Source organism: Oleiphilus messinensis (assembly GCF_002162375.1).
GTDB classification, from domain to species: Bacteria; Pseudomonadota; Gammaproteobacteria; order Pseudomonadales; family Oleiphilaceae; genus Oleiphilus; species Oleiphilus messinensis.
Map to the genome: position 1 here is coordinate 2,116,754 of NZ_CP021425.1, position 26,704 is coordinate 2,143,457.

Below are 26,704 nucleotides of genomic sequence, written 5' to 3' on the forward strand. Positions count from 1 at the left end.
GCCGACGTGTGATTTAATCGCACAGATTGGCGAAATAGTGATTTCTGGTGCTGCCAGATATGAGTTTTAGACACGCAATTTCTGTTCTCAAATACGGCCTGGTAACGGTTCGTGCCGGGTTGTTCCTGGCTGTTGTCCTCGCCGCGCTTTATGTTATTTTGGGGCGACAATTCCTTCCTGTTATTTCCCACTACAGTGATGATCTGGAACGACAATTATCAACCTTGTTGGGAACGCCTGTTCAAATAGGTGAGCTCTCCGGTAGTTGGGTCGGGTTAAATCCGGTTATCAAAGTCGAACAGTTGTATGTGTTGGACGGGCTCACCCGCACCACGAGTGTTCAATTGGAATCCTTGAGTGTCGAATTTTCTCTGATTGATACCGTGAAAACCTGGAGTTTCAAACTCAAGGATCTGCGAATTGACGGTGTTTCTTTAAGAGTGATTCAGGATGATGATGGTCATTGGCGTTTTTCCGGGTTTCCAGTTGCCATGGCCGAGGAACCACCTGTAATTGCAAATCCCGACACAGGAGCAGGCGCGAGTGCCACCGCAGATTTGCCTGCCTTGCTGGAGACCTACCTAGTTTATCCCTATGTGGAAATAAGTCATATTCAGCTGGACATTGAAGCCCGTCAGGGCTCCGTGTATCAATGGGAGATACCGCGTGCCCAATTAACTTATCAAGGCGATAAATTGAAAGCCAGTGGCGAGGTTTTGATCGCAGGGCAGGCCAAACCTTTTGCGCAATTTTCGCTGGTCGGTCGTGGCCGTTTGCTTTCGGAAGATATGGTGGCAGAGATCTATGCGAGTTGGCAAACCCAGAATGCACTTGACCCCTATTTAGAAGGCTACGAGTTAATGGGGTTGGAGGTCGCGGAAGTGGATGCGCGGGGTCAGGTCTGGTTGGATCTGGAAGGGAGCAGAGTCAAGACTGTGCGTAGCGTTATTGATTTGAATCGAGTAATGCTCAGCGCGGAAGGGGAAGCAATCCAGCCCTTCACTCAAGGTCATCTTGACTTAAGCTGGCATGACACGCCTTCGGGTTGGGTCTCTAGGGTGGGTGATTTTCAGATAAACTGGGGCGATCAGCAATGGCAGCCAAGTCATTTCGAGATCGCAAAAGAAGGTCAGCGTTGGGTTGTATTAGCCAGCTATCTGAATCTGGATTTTATCAGCCGAGCTGGGCAACTGCTGGGTGGTCTTCCGGATCGATTGAGTGCCTCGTTGACAGGGTACCAGCCTGCTGGGTTGTTGCGCAATGCGCACTTTCTCTACGCTAACGAAGATAGTGAGGTGACTTACACGCTGCAGAGTGAGCTGCATGATGTGTCTGTGGCCGCCTATGATGGTGCACCATATTTGGCCCATGTGAATGGGCTGTTGGACCTGAACCATCGCGGTGGTCGTGTCATATTTTCTTCCCCGGAATTTAAAATGGGGTTTCCAGAGCTGTTCGATGAGTCTTGGGCGTTTGAGCTGGGACAGGGGGAGGTATACTGGTCTTTGACAGATACCACTCGAGTGGCTGCGGATGCTATTCGGCTAGACTATGGAGCGGGTGCCCACTTACTTGGGAAATTTAGTCTGGAGTTGCCAAGGAATTCGCCTTCAACTTTTCTATCCCTCGAAATTCAGGGGCAGAATTTGCAAGCGGCAGATGTGCCTGAATTTGTCCCCCGGCATGTGGTGGATCCTGGTATATACCAATGGTTGGACAATGCGTTCACTGCAGGCACCGTAAATGGGCTTTTCCTTGGGGAAGGCAACGTAGGGTCTAATGCGCCCCATGGTGCTTTTGCTACAAATATGGACTTCGCACTGGAGCGCGGAATAGTCCAATTCGCTGAAGGCTGGCCTAATGCCCTGGATGTTTCAAGCCGGGTGATGATTGATAGTGCTGGTCTTCAGGTAGCGCTGGCATCTGCTGAGCTCGTTGATGTCGATTTGACCGATGTCCGGGTATCTAAACGTTTTTCGGACTCCGAAGCTCAGCCCTTAATGATATCGATTCGAGAACGTTTAAGTGGTGAAGACCTGCACGCGTTATTGACCAGGTTGCCATTTCGTGGAAGTACTGCACCCGTGGCGGATCAGATGCAACTTGTCGGTGAGCTTGATACGGTTATCGACGTCAAGCTACCGCTGGGAAATACGGGCGAACCCCAGATTGCAGTTGCGCTCAATACGGTTGGCAGCAACTTGATTTTGCCAGGGGCGAATCTACAGTTTTCGGCGCTTGACGGCGAGATTCGGTATTCAAGTGAATCGGGCATAAACGGTAAATTGGCCGGTGAGCTTTTGGGGGAGTCCATACAAATAGGAATAGATTCTCACCTGGATCGTGGCGAGATGATGTCCCGGGTGAGTATGCGTGGTCAGGCTTCACTCTCGCAGTTGGCCTCTTGGCAGGATATGGATTTACCGGAATTCATGAGCGGTGAGCTCAGTTACCTTGCGGAATTAAGTGTCTTGCCTGAGGTGTCTGGTGAGCCCAAGCTCAAGCTTAGATTGGAAAGTGATTTGATGGGGTTGGAAGTTGCTATGCCGGCACCACTTAACAAGCCCAAGACATCGGCTAAGCGATTTGAGTACACGCACTATATTCAAGGATATGATCGTTACGATGAGTTCAGATATGGTTCTGTGCTGACGGGGCGCGTTTGGGAATTATCAGGACAACCTGCAATTTTAGTCAATTTTCTGGATGTAACGGGTCAATCTCCGGTTACCAGGCCGCAAGGGTTAGAGGCGGAAATGGTTGATTCACCCGGGATTTGGGTTGGTGGCAGACTTGACTACCTGAACCTTGATCCTTGGTTTGAATGGTTAAAATCAGATCATGATATCGAGAATGACAGCATCGGTTTTAAGTTGCTCAGTCTTTTTATTGCAGATCTGGAGGTGGCGGGCTTTTCGTTTCCGGGTCAATCGCTCGATGTTGTTCCAGTTGAGCGTGGCTGGATGATTTCTGGTTTGGGCCCTCACCTGGAGGGGGCGATTCAGTCCTCAGGGGAGGATGGTCAGATTGATGTGGATCTGAACCGATTGGTATTATCAACCGTTAACCAACAAACAGCCAATCAATCCGTTGTCATGATGGAGCCTCCTGATACATTTCCAAACATCTCTGCGAGTGTTGATACTTTGCGCTGGCAAGATCGAGAGCTGGGCAGTTGGAGCTTTTCAGTTCGTTCCAGCCCGGATTCAATTGTGGTCGATCCGTTGGTTGCGTCTCTGGGTGATAGCCGCTTTTCCGGGCGCTATAGCTGGCGCTGGGATGTGAATACACTGGATAGTGTGAGTATCTTTTCAGGGGCTGTAGATGCCGTCAATACGGCTCAGCTGGTTCAGAGTATTGGCATGACACCCTCTCTGGATAGTGCGCAAAGTCATATAGATGCGGCCTTAGCCTGGCCCGGCGGGCCTGATCAATTCTCGTTACAGGGGGTTTCCGGCAAGCTGGCGGTGATGATGCAAGAGGGCACCTTTTTTGAAGCTTCTCCAGGCACTGAAGCGTTACGTCTTTTTGGTATTCTGAATATGGATACCCTTAGCCGTCGCTTGCAACTGGATTTTTCCGATCTAACCGATCGAGGTATTGCTTTTGATCTGTTGGAGGCTTCAGCGACTATCGATAGTGGTACGCTGGATTTACAAACGCCTTTAGTGATTCAGGGTCCATCCAACATCCTCAAGTTTACTGGTAAAACCAATCTTGATACCCAGATTCTGGACATGGATATGGTGGTGGTGCTGCCGTTGACAAAAAACCTACCGCTAGCGGCACTGATGATAGGTGCGCCTCAAGTAGGTGGCGCTCTATGGGTGATTGATAAGCTTTTGGGTGATCCGCTGAGTCGAATCACCAGCGCGACTTATCGTGTTGGTGGTACCTGGGGGGCTCCAGAAGTGAGTCTAAAAAATGTTTTTGACAATTCACCATTGGACTTAGGTGAACCCAAAGTGGTTTCAAGACGGAAAGATGAGGTAGAGTAGTGGCAAGCGAAACAAACCAAAGCGCCCGTTATGAGGTCGCCGTGATTCAAATGGTGAGTACGGCGAATCTGAAGCAGAACCTTGACAGTGCGAGAGGGTTGGTGGAACAAGCCGCTCGTAAAGGTGCAAACCTGGTTTTATTACCGGAAAATTTTGCATTGATTGAGTCTGCTGATTTGTTACGTGCTGGGCAGGATGAAGCTCAAACCGATTTTATCAGAAATACACTAAGTCAGTGGGCGAAGGAGTTTGGTATCTGGCTCATCGGCGGGACGCTCCCCTGTAGTAAAAGACCCGGTGGTGAACGGATAGAGAAAGTACGTGCTGTTTGTTACGTGTTCGACCCATTGGGGGAGGTTAGGGGGCGATACGATAAAATCCACTTGTTTGATGTTGATGTCGGTGATGTTCAAGGTCAATACCGAGAGTCGGAAAAGATCGAGCCGGGTGATCGTCTTGTGACTGTCGATACGCCCTTCGGTAAAATCGGACTGAGTGTTTGTTACGATCTCCGCTTCGCTGAGTTTTTCTCAGCTTATAAAAAGCTGGGGGTCGATCTGATTGTTGTTCCCGCTGCCTTTACATATCGAACCGGGCAGGCACACTGGGAGTCGCTTCTGCGGGCGAGAGCGATTGAAAATCAGTTTATTGTTCTCGCAGCAAATCAGGGAGGAAGGCATTCGGCCAAGCGTGAAACCTGGGGGCATTCAATGATTATTGATCCCTGGGGAACCGTACTTGCCTGCCAGGAACAGGGTGAGGGTGTGAGTGTGGCCGCAATTGATCTGGATGGCATACGAGAATTAAAAGCCCGTATGCCTCAGGATGCGCACCGAAGGTGGCATTTATTCGAATCGAATTGACTCTTTGAGGAGTCGGAACAGTTTTTTCTGCTGCCCTGTGTTCTTGCCGTTTTTCAAATCTTTCTGTGCGGCACGGATCAGGTTTCGCAGCGCCTGAATATCGACTTGGGGATATTCGTTTAAAAACTCGGTTAATGCCTTATTATCAGTGAGCAAACGCTCCCGCCAGTTTTCCAGTAAATGCAACTCTCGGGCATAGCGCTCACTGCTGGTATCGAATTGCTCGATTGATGCGGATATTGCATCTGCATCTTCGCGGCGCATCAGCTTTCCAATGAATTGTAGTTGTCGTCGTTTGGCTTCTTTGGCATTAATCGCTTGTGCATGATCGATCGCGGCGCGAAGTTCTTCGCTCATCGGGACTTCATTCAGGGCGCTGCTTTTCATGGCGACCAAACGCTCGCCCAGCTTTTGCAGGGCTACCATTTCCCGTTTAACTTGTGATTTACTGATAAACTCTTCGTCTTCCCAGTCTTGCCCGGATTCGAAATCGTTATTCATATTCATTCTCTACTCTCACCGCTTTGCGGGTATTTCATTTAAATTTGTGTGGGGCCAGGTCGTCAGGCGTACATTATTGTCGCAAGGCCGAGAAATGACATGAATCCCACGACGTCGGTGACCGTCGTCAGAATTACACCACCTGCCAGGGCCGGATCGATATTCCGGGCCTTGAGTAAAAGCGGGAGTGAAGTGCCGGCCAATGCCGCTGCAATCAGGTTTATTAGCATGGCTGCGGCGATGATAATGCCAATTTTGGGGTCGTTGAACCAGGCAATCGCCGCCACAGAAACCACTGAGGCCCACAGGACACCATTCAGAGCGCCAACAACAAACTCTTTACTTAAAAGCCAGCGTATATTGGAGCCGCCAATTTGCCCGACGGCAATACCCCGTATTACCAGTGTCAAAGCCTGACTACCGGCGATGCCACCCATACTGGCTACAATGGGCATAAGCACAGCGAGTGCAACGACTTTTTCGATGGTTTGTTCAAACAGTCCGATAACAGCGGATGCGATAAAAGCCGTAATCAGGTTGATACCTAACCAGACAGCACGGCGTTTTGCTGTTTTCATAACCGGGGCAAAGGTATCTTCATCTTCATCGAGACCGGCCATACTCATCAGGGAGTGATCGGCATCCTCCCGAATAACATCGACCACATCGTCAATTGTGATACGGCCAACAAGTTTTCCGTTTTGATTCACTACCGGGGCTGAGACCAAATCACGACGTTCGAACAGTGTTGCAATATCGGTTCTTGTCATCTCCACGGGGATCGCTTCGATGTCTGTATTCATGACCTCACGGACAGTCGCATTTGGGCTGGATACCAGCATGGTCGTCAAGGGCAGGACACCGATGAAGTCATCCTTTCGGTTGACGACCAATAAACTATCGGTCATTTCGGGTAGTGATTTATGGCGGCGCAGGTAGCGCAAAACGACATCAATACTGATGTCTGGGCGGATGGTGACCGTATCGGTGTTCATCAGGCCGCCAGCAGTATCCTCCTGATACGACAGTACCTCTTCTATTCGTTGGCGATCCTGGGCATCCATGGAGTGGAGGACTTCTTCGATGACTGTGTCAGGCAGTTGCTGAAGTAAGTCCACCAAGTCATCGGTTTCGAAGTCTTCTGTGACCGAAGCCAGTTCTTGGGCGTTCAGCTTACTTAAAAAGTAGGCGCGAATATCGTCATTGAGATAGAGAAGTACTTCACCTTCAAGATCCTTATCGACGAGCTTCCAGAGCAGGTTCCGTTCTTTGGGTGGCGAGGATTCAAGGAGGTGGGCAATGTCCGTTGGGCTTAAACCATGATTCAGGATGCGAGCAACCTGTTTGAAAGAGCCTGACTCGAGGGCTTCTCCCAATATTTCAACTTGTGATTTCATGCCTTCGGAGGTTTGAGCCATTCAATTTCTGCACTATTTTCAGGTGGGTGTCGTGATAACAGGCCCTAATTATAAAGACACTTCCCGTAAAACTCTAATTTCATCAGAAATATTCTTCTGAAACATGTGTTTGTGCAGGCTCCTTCGAGCGACTGCCTGAGGTGATCGGTTTACTGTCCCTCGCCGAATTTATCGTTTATGAGGGCTTTTACCGCTTCCATCGCGTCATGCTCGTCAGGACCGTCTGTTTCGATCTCGACTTCCATTCCGCAGGATGCGGCCAGGAGCATGACCGACATAATGCTTTTGGCATCCACGGTTCGATCATCTTTGCACAAAGAAACTTTTGCGGAAAAGCGTCCAGCCGTGCTGACCAATTTTGCAGAAGCCCGGGCATGGAGACCGAGTTGGTTGATGATGGTGATTTTCTCTCTGAGCATTGCTGCAATTTGCTCCTGTTTAATGGGAATGAGGCTTGGTAGTTAAGTGTGCCAATTCTTTATGTCGAACCTGAACGTTGTCCATCATCGCGTCAAATCGTTTTGCGACGCGCTCGCAGATGAAAACGGAGCGATGTTGGCCTCCGGTGCAACCTATGGCGATCGTCATGTAGCTCCGATTGGAAGCTTCAAACTGTGGTATCCATTTTTTCAGGTACGCATAGATATCGCTTTCCATTTCCTGTACTGCAGGATAGGGAGTTAAAAAATCGATTACATTCTGATCAAGGCCAGTACTTTCTCGGAGCGATTCATCCCAATATGGATTCGGCAGGCATCGTACATCAAAAACCAGGTCGGCGTCAGCGGGTACACCATGTTTAAAGCCAAAGGATTGAAACAGGAGTGCGAGTTCCTGTCGTTTGTGTCCGGCCACCCGGTCTTTAATCAGGTCTCGGAGTTCGTACATTGATAGCTGGCTGGTATCTACGCTCAGATCGGCCAAGTTTGCGAGGGGGTCAAGTAATTCCCGCTCGGCTTCGATGGCTTCTTTAAGGGAAAGCGTGCTGCTGCTCAATGGGTGTTTTCGTCGAGTCGCGTGGAAACGGCGGAGCAACGTCTGGCTTTGGGCATCCAGGTAGATGATTTCAAAGTTGATCTGTTTTGCCTGGAGACCTTCATAAATCTTGTTGAAATCGGCAAGCTGATCTGAGAGGTTGCGTGCATCAATACTGACAGCAATTTTACTCAGTTGTTGAGTCTTGTTGGTCAGCGCCTCTTCTGTCAGGGGAAAAAGCAAGCCGATTGGAAGATTGTCAATGCAATAGTAGCCAACATCTTCCAAAACGTTTAGTGCTGTACTTTTCCCTGAGCCGGAACGGCCACTTATGATAATCAGTTTCATTGATTTACCGCTCTCCATGCCATGTGTATTAGGTCAAAGATAAATGAAATACCACAGTATCATCTAAATATGAAATTCGCATCTCTTTGAAAGCGGTATCGGTGAATCAGATTTAAGTTATGACTTTAAAATTGTATTGTAGAGTTCCTGATTTTCAGTGCAGGCACGGAGGCGAGAGCATAGGTCGGGATCATTAAATTTTTCAGCCAACTGGCTTAGTAAGTCCAGGTGCTCGCTGGTAGCCTCTTTCGGTACGATCAAAACAAATAATAGATCGACCGGTTCGTTGTCTATTGCATCGAATGGTACCTTTTCCTGAAGCGTTAACAGGGCACCAATCACGCGCTCTGAATTATCTAATCGACAATGGGGGATTGCAATGCCTTGTCCGATCCCTGTGCTGCCGAGTCGTTCACGGTTAATCAGGCTATTGTATATATGGTTTTCATCCAGCTCTGGAAACTCGTTTGCGATAAAACCTGCGATTTGTTCCAGAATTCGCTTCTTGCTGCTCCCGTGCACACCGCTAAGGGTGAGCTCGGGAGAGAGAATCGACTGGATCGTTATGTGTGTATCCGTCATATTCCTTTTTATACCTGGCTAAAGGCTTCTGTACCGGGTTGCTAGCGTATTACCTGGCAGAGGCTCCGTGCGCACGCGCCACGATTTTTTCTTTGTGCTTGAGTACCTGGCGATCCAGTTTATCGAGCAATGCGTCGATGGCTGCATACATATCTTCATGCTCTGCAGTCGCGTGGATATCAGCACCGCTGGCATGAATGGTGGCTTCAGCGATCTGGCGCAACTTTTCAACGGATAAAGTGACCTGAACATTACTGATGTGGTCAAAGTGTCGCTCTAGTTTACTTAATTTGCTGTTGACGTAATCTTTCAGTGCATCGGTTAGTTCAACGTGATGTCCAGAAATATTTAGTTGCATAAGTCAGCTCCTAGTGTTGTTAGACTCGCCCGGCGTACATTCCCGGCGCTGTCCTGATTGGCCTTTTGTTATTTTTACTTAAAAGGCCATGATATAAATTGGGCTACGTCAATATACTTCAGTATAGCCGCTTCAGTCAGAATCGTCCTCAGGTCAGACGAGTCGTTTCCGCTCGTTTGAAGGCGGTATTGACATGGCCTCACGATATTTGGCGATTGTTCTACGGGCTACCTTTATTCCCTGTTCGTCCAGTATTTGAGCCAGTTTGCTGTCGCTTAGGGGTTTTTTGGGGGATTCGGCTGCAATTAATTTTTTGATTATCGCTCGAATTGCAGTTGAAGAGCACTCACCTCCGGCAGCAGTGCTGACATGGCTGGAGAAAAAGTATTTAAGTTCAAAAATTCCCCTGGGGGTGTGCATGTATTTTTGCGTGGTCACCCTTGATATTGTCGATTCGTGCATATCTACCGCGGTAGCAATATCGTGTAAAACCAAGGGTTTCATGGCCTCATCACCATGATCCAGAAAACCTTGCTGATATTCAACGATTTTGCTGGCGACTTTGAGTAAGGTCTCGTTGCGACTCTGGAGGCTTTTGATAAACCAGCGGGCCTCTTGCAGCTGGTCTTTCATGAACGTGTTATCGGTACTGCTGTCTGCCCGCCGAATCAGTGAGGCATAGCTGTTATTTACTCTGATTTTTGGGGCAATATCAGGGTTGAGTTCAACCTTCCAGCGGCCGCTCTCTTTCTTGACAATCACATCTGGAACCACGTATTCAGGGCTTGTATCGCTGATGGTCTGACCAGGTTTTGGATTGAGTGTTTGAATAAGCTGGATAACCGCTTTCAGCTCTTCTTCCTTGAGTCGACTTCGGCGCATGATTTGTGCGTAATCGCGATTACCGAGCAAATTCAGGTAGTGACTGATTACGAGTTTGGCCTGGGGTAGCCACTTTGTATCATCGGGTAATTGTTTCAGCTGGTTTAGCAGGCACTCCTGTAAATCCCGGCTGCATACTCCGGGAGGGTCGAAATGTTGCAGGCGTCTCAGTACCGCGACAACTTCATCAACTTCCAGCTCTTCGATTTCACTTTCTAGCCCCGAGTGGAGTTCTTCCACAGGCGTGGTGAGGTAGCCATCACCGTTTATAGCATCAATGATGCTCATGGCGATAAGGTGGTCATTCTCCGACATCGGGGTCAAATTGAGTTGCCAGAGCAGGTGATCCTGGAGTGTTTCACCTGCGGAGTTTCTGGACTCAAAATCAAAGTCATCATCACCGGCCGGGCCTACAGCAGCAGGGGCATTGCTCTGGTAGATATCGTCCCAGGCGGTATCGACAGGTAAATCATCGGGAATGGAATCAGACCAATTGTCGGTTTCCATGCCGGGGTCGTAATCATCGTTGTCCTGAGTGGATGAGGATGATTGTTCGTTGTATGAATCTGCACGCTCGGAATCAGAGCTAGAAGAATCGTTTTTATGTGCTTCTGTGCCGGAGTAGTCCTGATCGCCCTCGGAATAGGTATTTTCAGATTCATTCTCCGAGTTGCGATCCTTCAAATCACTGTTGTCTGTTTCTGACGAGTCATTTGAGTTGCCATAGGAATCATCTTCAACCTCCAACATAGGATTGGAATCCAGGGCTTCCTGAATTTCCTGTTGAAGGTCCAGGGTTGACAGCTGCAGTAGCCTGATCGCCTGTTGTAGCTGAGGCGTCATGGTCAGCTGCTGACCCATTTTCAGTTGCAGTGATGCCTTCATGACCATATAGTTAGTACCACCTTAAACCAACCAAATCGTGTATGCACTCGAGTGTTGTTACGATTGAAACGTTGTCCAGTTCTGGTCTCCCAGACATCTAGACCTCGATTATTAAAGTTTGTGAGTCCGATGTTAATCATTTTCCAGCACTAGTAATAGTAGCCTAATCTGGGCTAAAGCCTGAACTCGTTGCCGAGATAAACTTCCTTGACTTTTTGATTGTTCAGTATCTCTGTAGCCGTTCCTTCAGCAATAATAAAGCCATCGCCAACAATATACGCTTTTTCACAAATATCAAGGGTTTCACGGACATTGTGGTCTGTGATGAGAATTCCGATACCCTTTTGTTTCAAGTGTTTAATGATTTGTTTAATGTCGCTAACGGATATCGGGTCGACGCCGGCAAAGGGTTCATCGAGCAATATAAACGATGGCTCGGTCGCCAGGGCTCTGGCTATTTCCACGCGACGGCGTTCTCCCCCGGAGAGGCTCATTCCCAAGCTGTCTTTGATGTGTGTAATGTGGAACTCTTGCAGGAGTTCTTCCATTTTGTTTTCACGTTCTTTTTGCTTGAGCTCCTTGCGTGTCTCAAGAATCGCCATCAAATTGTCTTTTACTGACAGCTTCCTGAAAACAGATGGTTCCTGAGGGAGATAGCCTATTCCCGCGCGCGCACGACCATGCATGGGGAGGTGGGTGATATTCTTGCCGTCAATGACAATTGACCCGTGATCAGCATTAACGAGTCCTACGATCATATAAAAACAGGTGGTTTTGCCTGCACCGTTGGGCCCCAGCAAGCCCACAATCTCACCTTGATTGACCGAGAGAGAGACATCCCGAACGACTTTGCGTTTTTTATAACTTTTGGCCAGGTTGCTAGCGGTTAAGCTGCTCATGGTATTTGCTTAATCCTTTTCAGTTTTGGGCTGAATCTTCACTGTCTGTGGGTTGTGCAGACTTTTGATCCGCAGACGTTTCTCGGCTTTGGGGATGGATGATTAACTCAACTCGGGTATTTTTGCCGTCTCCTGCCTCCGATCCTTTCGCATTGACAATTCGGTTGATCGTGTCGTATTCGATCATATCGCCTTGGAAGCTGTTTTTGCCTTGTTGCAGCTTGGCATTGTGGAGTAACTTCAGCAGCTCCTCGCGTTGCTCGTAAATAATCTGGTCGCCGTAAGCATCCGTCTGTTGTGCCTTTGCTGTGTCCAGCTGAGTAAAGTGGGCCGGATCCCCATGGGCCTCAATCCTGACGAGTTGATTGTTCTCGGTAAAAATGACAACTCTGTCGGCTTCGAGTTTGCTGGGGCCCTGAGTAACAACAACGCGGCCCACATAAGTCGCAATGCCTTTACTATCGTCAAGTGATGCCTGATTGGCCTCAATCCGAATAGGGTCGTCACTGCCTGCAGTCAGGGCCAGGGCGGCGGGTGCACCCAGCATCATAATGCACAGGCAGGAAATAAGGGGTTGGAATCGATGCATGGCGAGTGAATTACTCCTTTGGCTCTTGAGCGTGCGTCGGATCTTGGGCATAGGTTCCTCTAACTTTTGACAGAAGCTCAACCCGCCTTTCTTTAACCCAGGCGTTCATGCCGGTAGCTTCTGTCGTGCCGAGTCGGTCTTCCAGTTTGACGGGTTTGTCCGTGGTAATAAACTGAGTGTCGCTGTATAGTGTGAGTTCTTCAGTACTGAATCGCAATGGTGGATCATTGCTGTTGCTACGGGTGATATTGACGTCGCCGGAGAGTATCAGTTTTCTGTCTTCCTGGAAGTATTGACCCTGACTGGCGTTTACCACCCATGGAACCTGATTCTCCTGGTAAATTTTAACGGACGGAGTGCCTACAATGCTTTGATCTGCGTTAGGAAAATGAACGCCCTGGTGGGATTCGAGTTGTAATGCAAGGTTGCCGGTTTCATCAAATTCCAGATATGAGCCGTTGACAACGAAGGCGTCAGGTTCATTTTCATCAGTTGCCTTGTAATTTTCCGGTAACTCCGGCTCATCACTTGTGTAGAGTAGTGCGACTAATGCGGTGCAGGTTATTGCCAAGGCAAATGTTCGAATCAGGCTGCGCTTGTCTGTCATGATTGGTTCTCTGTTAGAGTGCGCTTTCTGTCTGTAGTATACAGGTTACACAGCATGCAGGTTACTTAAAGATAAGTCTCATGGAGGTCTTCAAGTAATCCTTTTGCATCCAGTATCATGTCACAAACTTCTCTGATGGCCCCTTCGCCGCCGCGAGATGGTGTCGTCCAATCCGCATGTTTCCGTACGAACGGGTGTGCATTTGGCACCGTAATGCCCAGTCCTGAGGCTCGAATGGCACTCAGGTCCGGGAGATCGTCTCCCACGTAAGCGATATGCGGAAAATTGATGTTCAGTTGTTCCGATAATTCTTTCAGTGCAATCAGCTTGTCTTCACGTCCTTGCAGCAGATGTTTTATGCCTAAATCAGAAGCGCGCTTTTCGGTTAATGGTGACTTTCGACCGGTGATAATGCAAACCACCACGCCGTGCTTTTGAAGCATTTTTATGCCGTGTCCGTCCAGGATATTGAATGCTTTCAATTCATCCCCCTGGGCCGAGAAATAAAGCCGGCCATCTGTCAGTACGCCATCTACATCGAGGCCCAGCAGTTGAATGCCCTTTGCTCTGTCGAGTATTGATTTCATCATGGCTCCATTTGTTTTCTGATGTTATTGGTCAGATAGTATTATTTGGTCAGATAGTATTATTTGGTCTGAACAGATATCAGATCACACCGGCCCTGAGCATGTCGTGCATATTCAGTGCACCCACAACTTCTCCAGACTGACTGGTGACAATTAAGCCATTGATTTTTTTCTCTTCCATTACGGAAAGTGCTTCCGCTGCGAGGACATCCTTGGTGATAGTCGTGCAGTTTCGGTTCATCACTTGTTCAATGTTGGTTCCGTGTACATCAATACCCTTGTCCAGAGCGCGCCGTAGATCGCCGTCTGTGAACAGTCCCAATAGTCTATTGTCTGTATCTTGTATCGTGGTCATGCCAAGTCCTTTTTGGGTCATTTCCAATAATGCCTCACTCAGGCTGGCATGTTCTTGCACCTTTGGAATCAACCTCCCGGTATGCATGATATCGGCAACCTTTAGTAGTAAGCGTTTGCCCAGGCTACCCCCGGGGTGAGAGAAGGCAAAATCTTCTTCACTGAAGCCGCGTGCTTCGAGAAGAGCAATTGCAAGTGCGTCACCCATAACTAATGTGGCGGTCGTACTGGATGTCGGGGCGAGTCCGAGTGGGCAGGCTTCAGTTTCAACACTTACGTCCAAATTGGCATTGGCTTCCTGGGCGAGCGAGGAAGAAGGCGAACCCGTCATACTGATCAGTGGCGCGCCCATGCGCTTGATCAGTGGCAGTATTGTCAGCACTTCTGCAGTGTTTCCGGAATTGGATATGGCAATTACGACGTCACTTCCTGTAATCATTCCGAGGTCCCCGTGACTTGCTTCTCCCGGATGAACAAAAAATGACGGGGTTCCCGTACTGGCCAGTGTGGCCGCTATTTTTTTGCCAATGTGACCCGATTTGCCCATACCGGTTACGATAACGCGTCCTTTGCAGTTAAACATCAGGTCGCATGCCGTGGCAAAATCATCATTGATCCGGCTCGTGAGCGCTTCGATAGCGGCGAGCTCTATTTTGATGGCTTTTAATGCGGAAGATTTAAAATTCTGATTTTGCATAATTCAATTGGGCTTGTTTGCTGTGTCTTGAGTGGCGGGCTGCCTGTTTCGTGCCCTGCATTATATCGGCAAATATGCCGAGGGCAATCGTTAAAGGGATCTATGTGGAAGAATCACCCGCTTGAATTGCTTGTAGCTTTCAGAATGTGATCGCTATATCGTTCGACTGTTTTCTATAAAGTTCGGGGAATGTTATAGTTTTTCCAGATTTTAGGTTCATAATAGTTCACCTTTGAGTGATTACTTTTTAGTAGTGACAATACTTGAGTTCAGTTATGACAGCACCTTACGTAGAAATCGAGGGCCTTACCTTTTCAAGGGGGGACAGGGTAATTTTTAATAATATTTCACTTGCTATACCCAAAGGCAAAGTCACCACAATTATGGGGCCGAGTGGAACCGGGAAAACGACCTTGTTAAAGTTGATTGGCGGCCAGTTGCGGGCAGACCAGGGTACAATCCGGGTCGCGGGCAATGCAATCGAGAGAATGGGGCGCAAAGCGCTATTTCTGGCTCGCGAAAAAATGGGGATGCTGTTCCAAAGCGGAGCGCTGTTCTCAGACTTGAGTGTTTATGATAACGTCGCATTCCCGCTAAGAGCCCATACCGATCTGCCATCGGATATGATCCGGGATATTGTTTTGATGAAGCTGGACGCTGTTGGACTTAGAGGTGCAGCCCAGCTCATGCCTGCGCAACTTTCTGGAGGTATGACTCGTCGTGTGGCCTTGGCCCGTGCAATCGCCCTTGATCCTGAAATGATCATGTATGATGAGCCCTTTACCGGACAGGATCCGATTGCCATGGGTGTGCTTGTTAAGCTGATCCGTGAGTTAAATGATGCGCTTGGCCTGACCAGTATTCTGGTTTCCCACGATGTGCAGGAGGCGGTTAGCATCAGTGACTACCTGTTTTTGATCGCGGATGGCCAGATTATCGGTGCGGGGACGCCGGAAGCGCTTAAGCAAAGTGACTCCGAGCGCGTTCGGCAGTTTATGTTTGGCTTGCCCGATGGACCCGTGCCGTTCCATTATCCGGCAAAGCCCTATCAGGACGAACTCATGGCGCTAGAGAATTAAAATGTTGCAGAGACTAGGTCAAAATACTTTGGAGTCAATCGAAACGCTTGGCAGGTCAGCATTGATTCTGATTGGCGCGTTGGCTGCGATACCGAAACCAAAGTCAGGCTTGCCGTTGTTAATTCAGCAGCTTAATAAAGTCGGCGTATTATCCCTTGTAATCGTTGTTGTTTCTGGATTGTTTATCGGGATGGTGCTGGGCTTGCAGGGCTACAATATGTTGATTCGGTACGGGTCTGAACAGGCAATTGGTCAGGTCGTTGCGTTGAGTCTGGTGCGAGAATTGGGCCCGGTGGTTACTGCGCTCCTGTTTGCCGGGCGTGCTGGTTCGGCTTTAACCGCTGAAATTGGTTTGATGAAAGCGACAGAGCAATTGAGCAGCATGGAGATGATGGGGGTTGACCCGCTTCGTCGAGTTGTTGCGCCGCGGTTGTGGGCGGGGTTTATCAGTATGCCGATCCTGGCGCTAATCTTTAGCATGGTAGGAGTGTTTGGCGGCTATCTGGTCGGAGTCGAATGGTTGGGGGTGTACGATGGCTCTTATTGGGCCAACATGCAGCGCGTTGTGGACTTTGAGAACGATGTCGTGAATGGCATTGTCAAAAGCCTGGTTTTTGGTTTGCTCTGTACCTGGATTGCTGTTTTTCAGGGTTATGATTGTTTGCCGACCTCTGAAGGGATAGCCAAAGCAACAACGAAAACAGTGGTTTATTCTTCTTTGGCTGTACTGGGTATGGATTTTTTACTCACAGCGGTAATGTTTAACTGATCGATTTCTGGGGAAGGAAACAGGATATGTATTCTCGAAAAACCGAGCTGGGTGTTGGGATATTTGTGTTGGCTGGATTTGTCGCGCTTATTTTTTTGGCGCTGCAAGTGAGTGGCTTGAGTCTAACCGCGACCAAACCAACCTATACCATTTACGCACGATTTGATGATCTGGGGGGGCTTTCCCTGCGAGGCCGGGTGGCTATGGCGGGCGTGACAATTGGTCGGATCACTGGAATATCTCTGGATCAGAAAACCTATTCTGCTTTAGTGGAATTGTCCATTGATCAAGATGTTAATACACTGTCCACTGATAGTATTGCTTCGATCAATACTGCTGGATTACTGGGTGAAAAGTACATTAGCATCAGCGTTGGGGCGGACGAGGAGTTCCTTGAAGATGGTGATACCATTTACGATACCCAATCGGCACTTAATATTGAAAAGCTGATTGGAACCTTCGCATCCAGTAAGCGCTAATGGCGCTACGGCATCAAAATCTACCCCAGTGACAAGGGGGGGATGTATTCAGTTCAGGTTCAGTTTGCGCTGGTAGTATTGGCGGGCAAGAAACTTGAAAGGTTGTTGATTTACGATAAGTGCACTCGGCATAAATAACGTACTAAAAAAAGGGAGACCATCATGAATTTCAACGCGCAGCCATTTATTGTTCGATCCAGGGGAGCTGCTTTGTTGCAGAGCTGTTTTCAAAACAACTTACAGTGGCTCGCGCTTGCACTCATCGCGATTTTGCCAATGACTGCAGCTGCAGATGAAGCAGAGAAGGTCAAGCAGATCATTGCGAATAATACCGTTCATCTGATGAAAACCCTTGAGGACAATCGATCGACCTATTCTGAAAGTCCGGATGTATTTTATGGGAACATGGAAGCAGCGCTCGCTGAAGTAATTGACTTCAGAAGGATCGCGGCGCGTGTGATGGGAAAATATGCGCGCCACGCCAGCAAGCAGCAACGTAATGATTTTGTTGAAACGTTCAAGCGAAGTTTGTTCGAGACTTATGCGCAGGCTTTGGTGAACTCTGGCAAATTTGAGGTGAATGTACTGGCGGCTAAAATCATCTCGCCAGAAGGTGATCGCGCTTCAGTGGATTTGGAGATAGTCACAGCAGAAGGTGCGACTTACCCGGTAATGTATTCGATGTATGTGAACGACAAAAAAGCCGCGTGGATGCTGGAAAACATTATCGTCAACGGTGTGAATGTCGGCCTCGCATTTCGTGACCGGTTCGAGCAGGAAATGCGCAATCGAAAAGGTAATATCGATCTGGTTATCGCGAACTGGAATGCGAAAATAGATTCTGGCGGCGATAGTCAGGTAAATTGAGGCACAAAATATTCTTTAAGGCGATAACAGCTTTCCAGGAGTGAGCTGTTATCGGTTGCGTTTGAGTATTCTGAGGGGGCGATTTTAGTCCGGTTGATGTGTAAACGAAATTGGTGTGTAAACGAAATTATGTGCCAGGCGGTCGGAACGCTAGGATCGTATTAAACGATATAATGAAGGAACATCTTGCATGGGGCAGGTGTCATGGAAATAATTCAAAAGTCACCCGTTGTGGTGGCGTTATCCGGGGACTGTTCGTTTGCCGAAGCAATTGCGTTGCGTGCGAAAGGCGAGCACGTCATTGCGGGTCTTTCCGGTAAATGTATTGTTGACCTGAGTGATGTGTCCTGCGCCCATAGTGTGTTGATATCGGTAATGTTATGCTGGCTTCGTTACGCTCGCTTTCACGAAATTGATCTCGCGTTCAGTGGTATATCGTCCCGTCTCCATGCGCTGATGGCGGTGAATAATTTGCTTTCAATCATTCCTGTTCATGATTAATACAATCAGTAATTGAGCCGATCCGCCTGAGCTAAGTTTCTCGGTGAAAATTGATCAATAAGATAGGTCTGGGTTGATTTTCGGGCGTTGCATTTTCAAGCTTGCGCTTTTTCCCCGAGCGGCTTTTAGGTATCATTGCTCCCCTTTATCATTCATCATTGAGGTTCAGTATGCAGGCTCAACAGTTACAGGCGCTGATTCAAGCGAAATTGGCCGATTGTGAAGTTACCGTTGACGGTGAGGGTAGTAGCTTTAATATCACTGTTGTTGGTGAAGTCTTTCGTGGAATGTCTCCGGTTAAAAAGCAGCAGCTGGTTTACGGTTGTTTCGATGAATATCTGAAAAGCGGCGAGATTCATGCGGTCACGATGCAAACCCGTACTCCCGAGTAAGTCAGTTTAAACCAACGAATATAAGCAGCTCAGTTGTCGCTAAATCAGCGTAGCGACATCATTGTAGCTACATCAAAGTTTCTAAGGATCGAGTGTGGACAAATTACTTATCAGTGGTGGTGCGCAGCTTGCGGGAGAAGTACGGATTTCCGGGGCGAAGAATTCAGCGCTACCCATACTGGCGGCAACTCTGCTGGCAGATAAACCGGTTTCCATCGGCAATTTGCCTCACTTGCAGGATATTACCACCATGATTGCTCTAATGGGCAGAATGGGGGTAGAGTTGATGGTCGATGAGAAAATGAGCATCGAAGTCAACGCCAATTCGATTCAGAGCTACACAGCGCCTTATGAGTTGGTGCGCACAATGCGAGCCTCCATTTTAGTGTTGGGGCCATTGTTGGCTCATTATGGGCATGCCGAAGTGTCTTTGCCGGGCGGGTGTGCAATCGGTAGCCGTCCTGTTGACTTGCATCTCCGTGGTCTGGAAGCGATGGGAGCTGATATTGTTGTCGATGGTGGATACATTAAAGCAAGGACGAACGGGCGCTTGAAAGGTGCGCATATTTTCCTGGATGTTGTAACCGTGACCGGTACAGAAAACCTGATGATGGCGGCTGCCTTGGCCGAGGGGAAAACAATCATCGAGAATGCTGCTCGGGAGCCTGAAGTTACCGATTTGGCGGAGTGTCTGAATGCAATGGGGGCTGATATTTCCGGTCAAGGTACTTCGACGCTTGTAATTAACGGTGTTGAAAGTCTTGGTGGGTGTCATTTCAATGTTTTACCAGATCGTGTTGAAACCGGCACATTTCTGGCGGCGGCGGCAGCAACGCGAGGTAAAGTGCGGGTTAAAGGTACTTCTGAATCCATTCTTGAGGCCGTCTTGATAAAATTGGAAGAAGCCGGTGCCCATATCAGTTGCGGACCAGACTGGATCGAGTTGGACATGAAGGGAAACCGGCCTAAAGCTGTAAGCATTAAAACGGCGCCTTATCCTGCCTTTCCGACAGACATGCAGGCCCAGATACTGGCGATGAATACGGTAGCGGAAGGTACCGGGTCAGTAATTGAAACCATTTTCGAGAATCGGTTTATGCATGTTCATGAACTCATGCGCATGGGAGCCCAGATTCAATTGGAAGGTAATACTGCGATTGTGACTGGAGTCGAAGAACTGCACGCTGCTCCGATTATGGCAACTGACTTGAGGGCTTCAGCCAGTCTGGTTATTGCGGGCTTGGTGGCTCAGGGCGATACCATTGTGGATCGTATCTATCATATTGACCGTGGTTATGAATGTATCGAAGAGAAATTTCATGCACTGGGCGCGAAAATTCGTCGAGTCGCAGATTAAAGAAAACGCAAAGCGGATGAAGTAATTGTCATGAGTGAGACCTTGACCATCGCCCTTTCCAAAGGACGAATTTTGGAAGAGACCCTGCCACTGTTCAAATCAGCTGGGATCGAGCCGTTGGAAAATATGGCAAAAAGCCGGAAACTGATTTTTGATACTACGGATGAGCGTGTTAAATTTATTGTTATCAGAGCGACTGATGTGCCCGTTTATGTTCAGTATGGCGGTGCTGACCTTGGTGTGACCGGTAAAGATGTGTTGATGGAGCACGGTGGTGACGGGCTCTATGAATTATTGGATTTACAGATTTCCAAGTGTAAATTGATGACTGCGGCACGGGTCGGCGACCCGCCGCAAAAAGGGCGGATCAAAGTCGCGACCAAATTCGTTAGCCTGGCCAAGACCTATTATGCGGAGCAGGGTATTCAGGCTGATATTATCAAGCTTTATGGTGCTATGGAGTTAGCGCCTATTCTTGGCTTGGCTGATGAAATCGTCGATATCGTGGATACCGGAAACACTTTGAGAGCGAACGGCCTTGAGCCGCGGGAACTTATTTTTCCAATCAGCTCCAGGTTGGTTGTAAATCAGGCCGCTTTCAAGATGAAACATCACATCATCAAGCCCATCATTGAGCATTTGGAGTGCACTGTGGCGGAGCAGCAGAGTGAAGTGGAAAGTGCTTAAAAAGTATCCAAAAGAATTTGAAAGAATGTAAAGTATTTAAAGTGCTTGAGAGAGCAACACTCTCAAATGTACGTTACAAGGCGATTTGTTTCGATGTGCTCAAGTCAATGGAATCGAACAGAGCGGGTGTGTCGAAAATTACAGATATAGAGGTGGCCGATGTCCGAAAAAGTCGATATCACAATACTGGATTCGACAGAAGAATCCTTTGACGAGCGATTGTCTGAGCTCCTCGCGTGGGATGAAGTTTCCGATAAGTCAGTTCAGGAAACAGTAACAGGCATACTTGCGGACGTTAAGTCTCGCGGGGATGATGCAGTCATGGCCTACACCGAGAAGTTTGATCGTGTCAGTGTCACGTCTGCTTCGCAACTTGAGCTGGATCGGGACAGTCTTCAGGGGGCTTTGGAGTCGTTGGAGCAAAGTGTAAAAGAGGCGTTGATAATCGCCGCAGATCGTATTCGCTCCTACCACGAGAAGCAAGTCCAGGAATCCTGGCAATATAAAGATGATCAAGGTACGGTTTTAGGACAAAAAGTCACGCCGATGGATCGTGTCGGAATTTATGTTCCTGGAGGCAAAGCGGCCTATCCATCTTCCGTATTAATGAATGCGATACCCGCAAAGGTGGCCGGGGTGGCCGAGGTGATTATGGTTGTGCCGACGCCCGGCGGCCAAGTGAATCAAATGGTTTTGGCCGCAGCAGCACTGAGCGGTGTGGACCGGGTATTTACCATCGGTGGCGCTCAGGCTGTTGCAGCACTGGCCTACGGAACTGACACGGTGCCTGCAGTAGATAAAATTGTTGGACCAGGTAACATTTATGTTGCTACAGCCAAACGAGAGGTTTTTGGAACAGTCGGTATTGATATGATTGCCGGTCCTTCGGAAATTTTGGTTTTGTGTGACGGTAAAACGAATCCAGACTGGATCGCGATGGATTTGTTCTCTCAGGCAGAACATGATGAGGATGCCCAGTCAATTCTGGTATCTCCCGATGAGCAGTTTATCGAAGCCGTTAAAGAGAGTATTGAGCGGCTGTTGCCGACGATGGAGCGGGCTGAAATAATTCGTAAATCAATCGTAAATCGAGCGGCATTGATCAAAACTCCGGACATGAAAAGTGCGGTGGCGATCAGCAATCGCATCGCGCCGGAGCATTTGGAATTATCGGTAGACGAGCCTGAGAAGCTATTACCTGAAATTCGCCATGCAGGTGCGATATTTATGGGGCGGTATACCGCAGAAGCGCTTGGCGATTATTGCGCCGGGCCAAACCATGTACTGCCAACCTCCGGAACCGCACGTTTTTCGTCACCGCTTGGGGTTTACGACTTTCAAAAGCGTTCTTCGATTATTAATTTCTCGGATGTTGGTGCAAGCGAAATGGGGAAAATCGCTTCGATCCTGGCTCGAGGCGAAGGGCTCACCGCTCACGCGCTTTCAGCTGAGTACCGGGTCAAACAAGACGGTTGAAGCAGGTTGTGTGGAGAACCAATCACGGTGTGATTGGTTTTTTACCAATAAGGGTATGCACAATTCGAGTAGTTCCTTGATTGTAAAGCTCCACTTGTGCTGTAGTACCTGGCATTAGTTTTGCGACTTCTCGAAGTGCATCCGTGCTTTTGGCAAGGTTTTGACCATTAATGCTGATAATAACATCACCAGGGCGAATACCTGCTTGGTGTGCCGGTCCATCGGCGGTAACAGAAGTAACTAAAAGGCCATTTGTGTCGGACAAGTTGAAGAACTCAGCTTCTTCATCGGTTAGTTGGTGCATGCTGACACCCAAGTAGCCTCGAGTTACCTTTCCGTAACGAATAATTTGCTTGGCCACGCTGAAAACCATTGAGCTGGGAATGGCAAAACCAATCCCCTGGTAGCCGCCATTTTTGCTAAAAATTGCAGTATTTATTCCGATAAGGCGACCTTCAAAATCAACGAGCGCCCCCCCGGAATTGCCTGGGTTGATTGCCGCATCAGTCTGTATGAACTCCTCATAGGTTGCCAAGCCCAAGCCTTCTCTTCCCAGACCACTAATGATACCTTGAGTCACCGTTTGCCCAACGCCGTAAGGATTGCCGACAGCAAGCACGATATCGCCGACTCTGAGTGTATCAAAGTTTACGGTGACTGCTGGATGAGTGTTGCCAGGAATGTCTAAAACGGCGAGGTCGGTGTCCTCATCGGTACCCAGAAGGGTGGCCTCGAAGCGACTGCCATCGGCCAGGTAAACGTGAATGCTTTGGGCGCTTTTAATGACATGGTGATTGGTTACGATAATGCCACTATGGTGAATAATAACGCCAGACCCTTTCGATACCTTGGTTTTTTCATCTGGAGTGAGTAAAAATGGAGAGATTGCTGGATCGAAGAGTAAAGGGTTCGTTTTGGCAGGCGGAATGCTGTTAATCTGTGCCTGTATGCTGACAACCGATGGACTGATTGCGTTTACCGCAGGAAAATAAGACGGCTGACGAATATCGGCGGCTGTTTTTGCAGCGTTAGATCCATTGTTTTCGGGTTTATTCGTGTGGGGGGCCAAAATGAAGATTGTGATAGCAAGTGCCAATGCTACGAGAAAACCTGCTGTTGATGAGATAGCGATTGTTTTGATCGGGAGTGGTTTTTTCATCGTGTCTGTGTTTGATGTTTTATTTTTCAAGGTGCTTAAGCATATTATATCGGGCGTGCTACGCCCAGACTTCAAGGCCTGTTTTGTTAGAGGATCAATATGATTGAGTTAAAAAGTTTAGTCAGTACTCTGGATAATTACCTGGATGTCAGTTCGATACCTGATTATTGTCCTAACGGACTGCAGGTTGAAGGGGGGGCGGAAATACGGAAAATTATAACAGGCGTAACGGCGAGTCAAAGATTGTTGGATGTCGCTTCGGAGCGGAATGCGGATGCTGTTTTGGTGCATCACGGTTATTTCTGGAAAGGTGAGAGCTCTGTCATTGCCGGAATGAAGAAGCGTCGTTTGAAAACATTGTTGGCAAATGATATCAGTCTATTGGCCTATCACTTGCCTCTGGATGTGCATGCTCAAGTGGGGAATAACATACAGTTGGCAAAACGGCTCGGAGTGAAGGTGGATGGGCCATTAAAACAGGAGCGATATGGTGCGCTTGGCCTCGTTGGGCACTTCTCAGAGACTCTGTCCGTACAGTCGGTTTCGGAGCTGCTCCAGCGTGAACTTCAGCGAGAACCTCTAGTGATTGCAGCAGACGATCGACCCATTCGCTCTTTAGCCTGGTGTACAGGCGCGGCTCAAGGGTTCATTGAAAGCGCGATTGAAGCAGGGGTTGATTTATATATCAGCGGAGAAATATCCGAGCCAACCGTCCATGCAGCCCGGGAAGGCGGTATTCACTATATGTCAGCAGGCCATCACGCAACTGAACGATATGGGGTGAAAGCATTGGGTGAATGGATTGCGGAAAATTATGACGTTGAAGTCGAGTTTGTTGATATTGATAACCCGGTTTGATTGATCGGATTAAATCAGTGTACGAGTGAACTGTATCCCGAACGTTAAATCGATTAAAATGCCCGCATTTCGGAGTGTTTGAGTGCTCCTGACTTTTTTGATCAATCATGATGAACGAGTATTGATATGCAAACCCCTTTACAACGCTATCAGCAGGATTTGACCAAAGATGGTTTTAGTCATGATAGTGCCCAGGAAATGGCGGTTACCCGTCTGGATCAGCTGTTTCATAAATTGGTGGAAGCTGAAAAGCCAAAAAATGAAGGCAAATTTGCCATACTAAAGAAAAGGTTGTCGAAACATAAAGAACGACCGATTACGGGGTTGTACTTTTGGGGGGGAGTGGGTCGGGGCAAGACCTATCTAATGGATACGTTTTACGAATGCCTTCCCTTTGATCGTAAAATGCGAATCCATTTTCATCGCTTTATGCATCGCGTTCATGACGAGCTAAAACACCTCAAGGGGGTGAAGGATCCACTTAAAGTGATTGCCCGTAAATTTAGCGATGAAGCGCGGGTAATCTGTTTTGATGAATTCTTTGTCACCGATATTGGTGATGCCATGATTCTGGCGGGTTTGATGGATGAGCTTTTTGCCAATGCGGTTACTCTGGTGTGCACCTCAAACATCGTACCCGATGGATTATATAAAGATGGTTTGCAGCGTGCGCGCTTTCTGCCTGCGATTTCGTTATTAAACGAGCATACTGAAGTTATTAATGTTGATGGTGGTGTGGACTATCGTCTCCGATCATTGGAGCAAGCGGAGTTATATCATAGCCCTCTGGATGATCAAGCCAAGATCAGTTTGGAAAAAAGCTATAACAGCCTTGCCCTTGAAGCAGGAAGTCATGATCTGGATCTGGAGGTGAATGGACGGAACCTACGAGCAATACGGCATGCCGATGACGTAGTCTGGTTTGAATTTAAAACCTTGTGTGATGGGCCCCGGAGTCAAAATGATTACATTCAACTGGCGAAGGAGTTCCATGCGGTCTTGGTCAGTAATGTGCCAATTATGGGGGCAGATTCGGATGATCAGGCGCGACGCTTTATTAACCTTATTGATGAGTTTTATGATCGTAACGTAAAATTGATTGTTTCTGCTGCGGCTCCGATCACGGATCTCTACACGGGGGGCAAGCTTACGTTTGAGTTTGAGCGGACGCAAAGCCGCTTGTTGGAAATGCAATCCCATGAATATCTTGAGCTACCCCATAAACCTTGAGATGCAGGTTTGCTCTAATTGAAAAAGCCCTGTTAAATCAGGGCTTTTTCATGTTCATAAGCAGGATGCTTCGCTTATAATACTTCTATGGCCATGGCTGTTGCTTCACCGCCACCGATGCACAACGCGGCAACACCTTTGGTCTTGCCGTATTTCTTCAGTGCGTGAATGAGCGTGATCAACAGTCTTGAGCCTGTAGAGCCCACTGGATGGCCTTGCGCACAAGCGCCGCCATGTACGTTAACTTTTTCAGGATCCAGATCCAACTCTTTGATTGGCATCATGGCAACCATGGCAAAGGCTTCGTTGATTTCATACAAATCAACGTCATCTTTAGACCAGCCTGCTTTTTCGAACAAGGTTTTGATTGCACCAACCGGTGCGCAGGTGAACTCTGATGGGTGCTGAGACTGGGTGCTATGAGCGACGATTCTTGCCAGTGGCTGCAGGCCTCGTTTGTTCGCCTCAGACTCGCTCATCAGTACTAATGCAGATGCACCATCTGAGATAGAAGAAGCATTTGCTGCCGTGATTGTACCATCTTTCTTGAATGCTGGGCGCAGAGAAGGAATTTTCTCGATGTTAGCGTTGAAGGGCTGTTCGTCGTCTTTTACAACCACTTCGCCTTTTCGGGTTTTCACTGTAACCGGAACAATCTCGGCTTCCAGGGCACCGGATTCGATCGCGCTTTGAGCTCGTTTCAGGGAGTTTATCGCGTACGCGTCCATTTCTTCCCGGGTGTAGCCTTTCTGGTCTGCTACATCTTGAGCGAAAGAACCCATCAATCGCCCTGTTTCTGCATCTTCAAGTCCATCTAGAAACATGTGATCCATGGCCTGGTCGCCATGACCCATGCGGTAGCCTGTTCGGGCTTTTTGCAGGATGTACGGTGCATTGCTCATGCTTTCCATACCACCTGCGAGCATGATGTTGTTGGTGCCAGCTTTGATCAGGTCGTGGGCCATCATAGTGGCTTTCATGCCTGATCCGCACAGTTTATTGATCGTAGTACAGCCGGTGGCATCCGGAAGTCCAGCCTGGCGGGATGCCTGCCGTGCAGGGCCTTGCTTCAAACCTGCAGGCAACACACAGCCCATGATCACTTCTTGAATATCGTCTGCTTTCAATGAGGATCGGGAAACTGCTTCTTCAATCGCAATTGCGCCAAGTTCGACCGCAGACAGGCTGCTTAAGCTGCCTTGAAAACCACCCATCGGTGTTCTTGCCCCTGACACAATAACGACGTTATCTTCTGAACTCATAACCTAAACCCTTGTCTAAAATGTTCAAATCGTGCGGTTCTGCAC

The 26,704-nt window shown here is 48.4% G+C and carries 27 protein-coding genes; 13 read left to right on the forward strand and 14 right to left on the reverse strand.

The features are described 5' to 3' along the window. Nucleotides 1-59 precede the first annotated feature (59 nt). Together OLMES_RS09255 and OLMES_RS09260 are read left to right on the forward strand one after the other, a co-directional pair. Entirely contained in the window at nt 60-3,998 is a 3,939-nt protein-coding gene (locus tag OLMES_RS09255; RefSeq protein WP_087461001.1) for a YhdP family phospholipid transporter, read from the forward strand. Further along, nucleotides 3,998-4,861, forward strand: a complete 864-nt coding sequence (locus OLMES_RS09260) for a carbon-nitrogen hydrolase family protein (protein ID WP_232465304.1) — start codon at nt 3,998-4,000, stop codon at nt 4,859-4,861. The genes OLMES_RS09255 and OLMES_RS09260 overlap by 1 nt, the downstream gene beginning before the upstream one ends. Here the strand turns inward: OLMES_RS09260 and yjgA are convergent. The 12 genes from yjgA to OLMES_RS09320 all read right to left on the reverse strand — a co-directional run bounded on the left by yjgA (nt 4,844) and on the right by OLMES_RS09320 (nt 14,543). Beyond that, nucleotides 4,844-5,362 carry a ribosome biogenesis factor YjgA gene (gene yjgA / locus OLMES_RS09265; RefSeq protein WP_198343279.1) on the reverse strand — a complete coding sequence of 173 codons (519 nt, stop codon included), beginning with the start codon at nt 5,360-5,362 and terminating at the stop codon, nt 4,844-4,846. The two genes, OLMES_RS09260 and yjgA, sit on opposite strands and share 18 nt — an antisense overlap. A gap of 62 nt (nt 5,363-5,424) precedes the next feature. Further along, the gene (mgtE, locus tag OLMES_RS09270) at nt 5,425-6,780 is read right to left on the reverse strand and encodes a magnesium transporter (RefSeq protein ID WP_087461003.1); all 1,356 of its coding nucleotides are present in this window, start codon (nt 6,778-6,780) and stop codon (nt 5,425-5,427) included. A gap of 149 nt (nt 6,781-6,929) precedes the next feature. Beyond that, complete coding sequence (locus OLMES_RS09275; RefSeq protein ID WP_087461004.1) at nt 6,930-7,199, reverse strand: HPr family phosphocarrier protein; 270 nt, start codon at nt 7,197-7,199, stop codon at nt 6,930-6,932. Nucleotides 7,200-7,218: 19 nt separating this feature from the next. After that, entirely contained in the window at nt 7,219-8,103 is an 885-nt protein-coding gene (gene rapZ, locus OLMES_RS09280) for an RNase adapter RapZ (protein WP_087461005.1), read from the reverse strand. 117 nt (nt 8,104-8,220) lie between these two features. Continuing rightward, on the reverse strand, nt 8,221-8,685 hold the full coding sequence (gene ptsN / locus OLMES_RS09285; RefSeq protein WP_087461006.1) for a PTS IIA-like nitrogen regulatory protein PtsN: 465 nt from the start codon (nt 8,683-8,685) through the stop codon (nt 8,221-8,223). 49 nt (nt 8,686-8,734) lie between these two features. Beyond that, nucleotides 8,735-9,043, reverse strand: a complete 309-nt coding sequence (gene hpf / locus OLMES_RS09290) for a ribosome hibernation promoting factor (RefSeq protein ID WP_087461007.1) — start codon at nt 9,041-9,043, stop codon at nt 8,735-8,737. 153 nt (nt 9,044-9,196) lie between these two features. Continuing rightward, complete coding sequence (locus OLMES_RS09295; protein ID WP_087464412.1) at nt 9,197-10,810, reverse strand: RNA polymerase factor sigma-54; 1,614 nt, start codon at nt 10,808-10,810, stop codon at nt 9,197-9,199. Nucleotides 10,811-10,983: 173 nt separating this feature from the next. Further along, complete coding sequence (gene lptB / locus OLMES_RS09300) at nt 10,984-11,709, reverse strand: LPS export ABC transporter ATP-binding protein (RefSeq protein WP_087461008.1); 726 nt, start codon at nt 11,707-11,709, stop codon at nt 10,984-10,986. A gap of 19 nt (nt 11,710-11,728) precedes the next feature. Further along, entirely contained in the window at nt 11,729-12,349 is a 621-nt protein-coding gene (lptA, locus tag OLMES_RS09305) for a lipopolysaccharide transport periplasmic protein LptA (RefSeq protein ID WP_087461009.1), read from the reverse strand. Then, a complete protein-coding gene (gene lptC / locus OLMES_RS09310) occupies nt 12,309-12,905 on the reverse strand; it encodes an LPS export ABC transporter periplasmic protein LptC (RefSeq protein ID WP_087461010.1) in 597 nt (198 codons plus the stop codon). Before lptC ends, lptA begins: the two co-directional genes overlap by 41 nt. Nucleotides 12,906-12,970: 65 nt before the next feature. Continuing rightward, nucleotides 12,971-13,495: a KdsC family phosphatase gene (locus OLMES_RS09315; RefSeq protein ID WP_087461011.1), complete on the reverse strand. Its 525-nt coding sequence runs from the start codon at nt 13,493-13,495 to the stop codon at nt 12,971-12,973. A 76-nt stretch (nt 13,496-13,571) separates the two neighbouring features. Further along, nucleotides 13,572-14,543 (reverse strand): KpsF/GutQ family sugar-phosphate isomerase, encoded by a 972-nt coding sequence (locus OLMES_RS09320; RefSeq protein WP_087461012.1) that lies wholly within the window; start codon nt 14,541-14,543, stop codon nt 13,572-13,574. A gap of 275 nt (nt 14,544-14,818) precedes the next feature. Here OLMES_RS09320 and OLMES_RS09325 point away from each other — a divergent pair, with 275 nt between their 5' ends. From OLMES_RS09325 to hisD, 9 genes are all read left to right on the forward strand, one after another. Then, nucleotides 14,819-15,622, forward strand: a complete 804-nt coding sequence (locus OLMES_RS09325) for an ABC transporter ATP-binding protein (protein ID WP_087461013.1) — start codon at nt 14,819-14,821, stop codon at nt 15,620-15,622. Between the two features lies 1 nt (nt 15,623). Further along, nucleotides 15,624-16,391, forward strand: a complete 768-nt coding sequence (gene mlaE, locus OLMES_RS09330) for a lipid asymmetry maintenance ABC transporter permease subunit MlaE (protein WP_087461014.1) — start codon at nt 15,624-15,626, stop codon at nt 16,389-16,391. A gap of 26 nt (nt 16,392-16,417) precedes the next feature. After that, nucleotides 16,418-16,870, forward strand: coding sequence for an outer membrane lipid asymmetry maintenance protein MlaD (gene mlaD, locus OLMES_RS09335; protein WP_087461015.1), 453 nt, complete (start codon nt 16,418-16,420; stop codon nt 16,868-16,870). 162 nt (nt 16,871-17,032) lie between these two features. Further along, on the forward strand, nt 17,033-17,737 hold the full coding sequence (locus OLMES_RS09340; RefSeq protein ID WP_087461016.1) for an MlaC/ttg2D family ABC transporter substrate-binding protein: 705 nt from the start codon (nt 17,033-17,035) through the stop codon (nt 17,735-17,737). Between the two features lie 204 nt (nt 17,738-17,941). Further along, on the forward strand, nt 17,942-18,238 hold the full coding sequence (locus OLMES_RS09345; RefSeq protein ID WP_087461017.1) for an STAS domain-containing protein: 297 nt from the start codon (nt 17,942-17,944) through the stop codon (nt 18,236-18,238). Between the two features lie 170 nt (nt 18,239-18,408). Further along, complete coding sequence (locus OLMES_RS09350) at nt 18,409-18,630, forward strand: BolA family protein (RefSeq protein ID WP_087461018.1); 222 nt, start codon at nt 18,409-18,411, stop codon at nt 18,628-18,630. 94 nt (nt 18,631-18,724) lie between these two features. Next, nucleotides 18,725-19,987, forward strand: a complete 1,263-nt coding sequence (gene murA / locus OLMES_RS09355) for a UDP-N-acetylglucosamine 1-carboxyvinyltransferase (protein WP_087461019.1) — start codon at nt 18,725-18,727, stop codon at nt 19,985-19,987. A gap of 30 nt (nt 19,988-20,017) precedes the next feature. Further along, nucleotides 20,018-20,674, forward strand: a complete 657-nt coding sequence (gene hisG, locus OLMES_RS09360; RefSeq protein ID WP_087461020.1) for an ATP phosphoribosyltransferase — start codon at nt 20,018-20,020, stop codon at nt 20,672-20,674. 159 nt (nt 20,675-20,833) lie between these two features. Beyond that, complete coding sequence (hisD, locus tag OLMES_RS09365; RefSeq protein WP_087461021.1) at nt 20,834-22,150, forward strand: histidinol dehydrogenase; 1,317 nt, start codon at nt 20,834-20,836, stop codon at nt 22,148-22,150. Between the two features lie 22 nt (nt 22,151-22,172). On the opposite strand, the gene OLMES_RS09370 is transcribed toward hisD, so the two are convergent. After that, nucleotides 22,173-23,309, reverse strand: coding sequence for a S1C family serine protease (locus tag OLMES_RS09370; protein ID WP_087461022.1), 1,137 nt, complete (start codon nt 23,307-23,309; stop codon nt 22,173-22,175). A gap of 99 nt (nt 23,310-23,408) precedes the next feature. On the opposite strand from OLMES_RS09370, the gene OLMES_RS09375 reads away from it, so the two are divergent. Both OLMES_RS09375 and zapE read left to right on the forward strand, forming a co-directional pair. Beyond that, nucleotides 23,409-24,167 (forward strand): Nif3-like dinuclear metal center hexameric protein, encoded by a 759-nt coding sequence (locus tag OLMES_RS09375; protein WP_087461023.1) that lies wholly within the window; start codon nt 23,409-23,411, stop codon nt 24,165-24,167. A gap of 126 nt (nt 24,168-24,293) precedes the next feature. Next, nucleotides 24,294-25,397, forward strand: a complete 1,104-nt coding sequence (zapE, locus tag OLMES_RS09380) for a cell division protein ZapE (RefSeq protein ID WP_087461024.1) — start codon at nt 24,294-24,296, stop codon at nt 25,395-25,397. A 74-nt stretch (nt 25,398-25,471) separates the two neighbouring features. Here the strand turns inward: zapE and OLMES_RS09385 are convergent, their stop codons facing one another. Next, entirely contained in the window at nt 25,472-26,659 is a 1,188-nt protein-coding gene (locus OLMES_RS09385; protein ID WP_087461025.1) for a thiolase family protein, read from the reverse strand. Nucleotides 26,660-26,704: the final 45 nt, after the last annotated feature.

Coding starts and splice junctions, on each gene's coding strand:
- OLMES_RS09255 (WP_087461001.1), top strand. CDS start 60: ATGAGTTTTAGACACGCAATTTCTGTTCTCAAATACGGCCTGGTAACG.
- yjgA (WP_198343279.1), bottom strand. CDS start 5,362: ATGAATAACGATTTCGAATCCGGGCAAGACTGGGAAGACGAAGAGTTT.
- mgtE (WP_087461003.1), bottom strand. CDS start 6,780: ATGGCTCAAACCTCCGAAGGCATGAAATCACAAGTTGAAATATTGGGA.
- OLMES_RS09275 (WP_087461004.1), bottom strand. CDS start 7,199: ATGCTCAGAGAGAAAATCACCATCATCAACCAACTCGGTCTCCATGCC.
- rapZ (WP_087461005.1), bottom strand. CDS start 8,103: ATGAAACTGATTATCATAAGTGGCCGTTCCGGCTCAGGGAAAAGTACA.
- ptsN (WP_087461006.1), bottom strand. CDS start 8,685: ATGACGGATACACACATAACGATCCAGTCGATTCTCTCTCCCGAGCTC.
- hpf (WP_087461007.1), bottom strand. CDS start 9,043: ATGCAACTAAATATTTCTGGACATCACGTTGAACTAACCGATGCACTG.
- OLMES_RS09295 (WP_087464412.1), bottom strand. CDS start 10,810: ATGAAGGCATCACTGCAACTGAAAATGGGTCAGCAGCTGACCATGACG.
- lptB (WP_087461008.1), bottom strand. CDS start 11,709: ATGAGCAGCTTAACCGCTAGCAACCTGGCCAAAAGTTATAAAAAACGC.
- lptA (WP_087461009.1), bottom strand. CDS start 12,349: ATGCCCAAGATCCGACGCACGCTCAAGAGCCAAAGGAGTAATTCACTC.
- lptC (WP_087461010.1), bottom strand. CDS start 12,905: ATGACAGACAAGCGCAGCCTGATTCGAACATTTGCCTTGGCAATAACC.
- OLMES_RS09315 (WP_087461011.1), bottom strand. CDS start 13,495: ATGATGAAATCAATACTCGACAGAGCAAAGGGCATTCAACTGCTGGGC.
- OLMES_RS09320 (WP_087461012.1), bottom strand. CDS start 14,543: ATGCAAAATCAGAATTTTAAATCTTCCGCATTAAAAGCCATCAAAATA.
- OLMES_RS09325 (WP_087461013.1), top strand. CDS start 14,819: ATGACAGCACCTTACGTAGAAATCGAGGGCCTTACCTTTTCAAGGGGG.
- mlaE (WP_087461014.1), top strand. CDS start 15,624: ATGTTGCAGAGACTAGGTCAAAATACTTTGGAGTCAATCGAAACGCTT.
- mlaD (WP_087461015.1), top strand. CDS start 16,418: ATGTATTCTCGAAAAACCGAGCTGGGTGTTGGGATATTTGTGTTGGCT.
- OLMES_RS09340 (WP_087461016.1), top strand. CDS start 17,033: ATGAATTTCAACGCGCAGCCATTTATTGTTCGATCCAGGGGAGCTGCT.
- OLMES_RS09345 (WP_087461017.1), top strand. CDS start 17,942: ATGGAAATAATTCAAAAGTCACCCGTTGTGGTGGCGTTATCCGGGGAC.
- OLMES_RS09350 (WP_087461018.1), top strand. CDS start 18,409: ATGCAGGCTCAACAGTTACAGGCGCTGATTCAAGCGAAATTGGCCGAT.
- hisG (WP_087461020.1), top strand. CDS start 20,018: ATGAGTGAGACCTTGACCATCGCCCTTTCCAAAGGACGAATTTTGGAA.
- hisD (WP_087461021.1), top strand. CDS start 20,834: ATGTCCGAAAAAGTCGATATCACAATACTGGATTCGACAGAAGAATCC.
- OLMES_RS09370 (WP_087461022.1), bottom strand. CDS start 23,309: ATGAAAAAACCACTCCCGATCAAAACAATCGCTATCTCATCAACAGCA.
- OLMES_RS09375 (WP_087461023.1), top strand. CDS start 23,409: ATGATTGAGTTAAAAAGTTTAGTCAGTACTCTGGATAATTACCTGGAT.
- zapE (WP_087461024.1), top strand. CDS start 24,294: ATGCAAACCCCTTTACAACGCTATCAGCAGGATTTGACCAAAGATGGT.
- OLMES_RS09385 (WP_087461025.1), bottom strand. CDS start 26,659: ATGAGTTCAGAAGATAACGTCGTTATTGTGTCAGGGGCAAGAACACCG.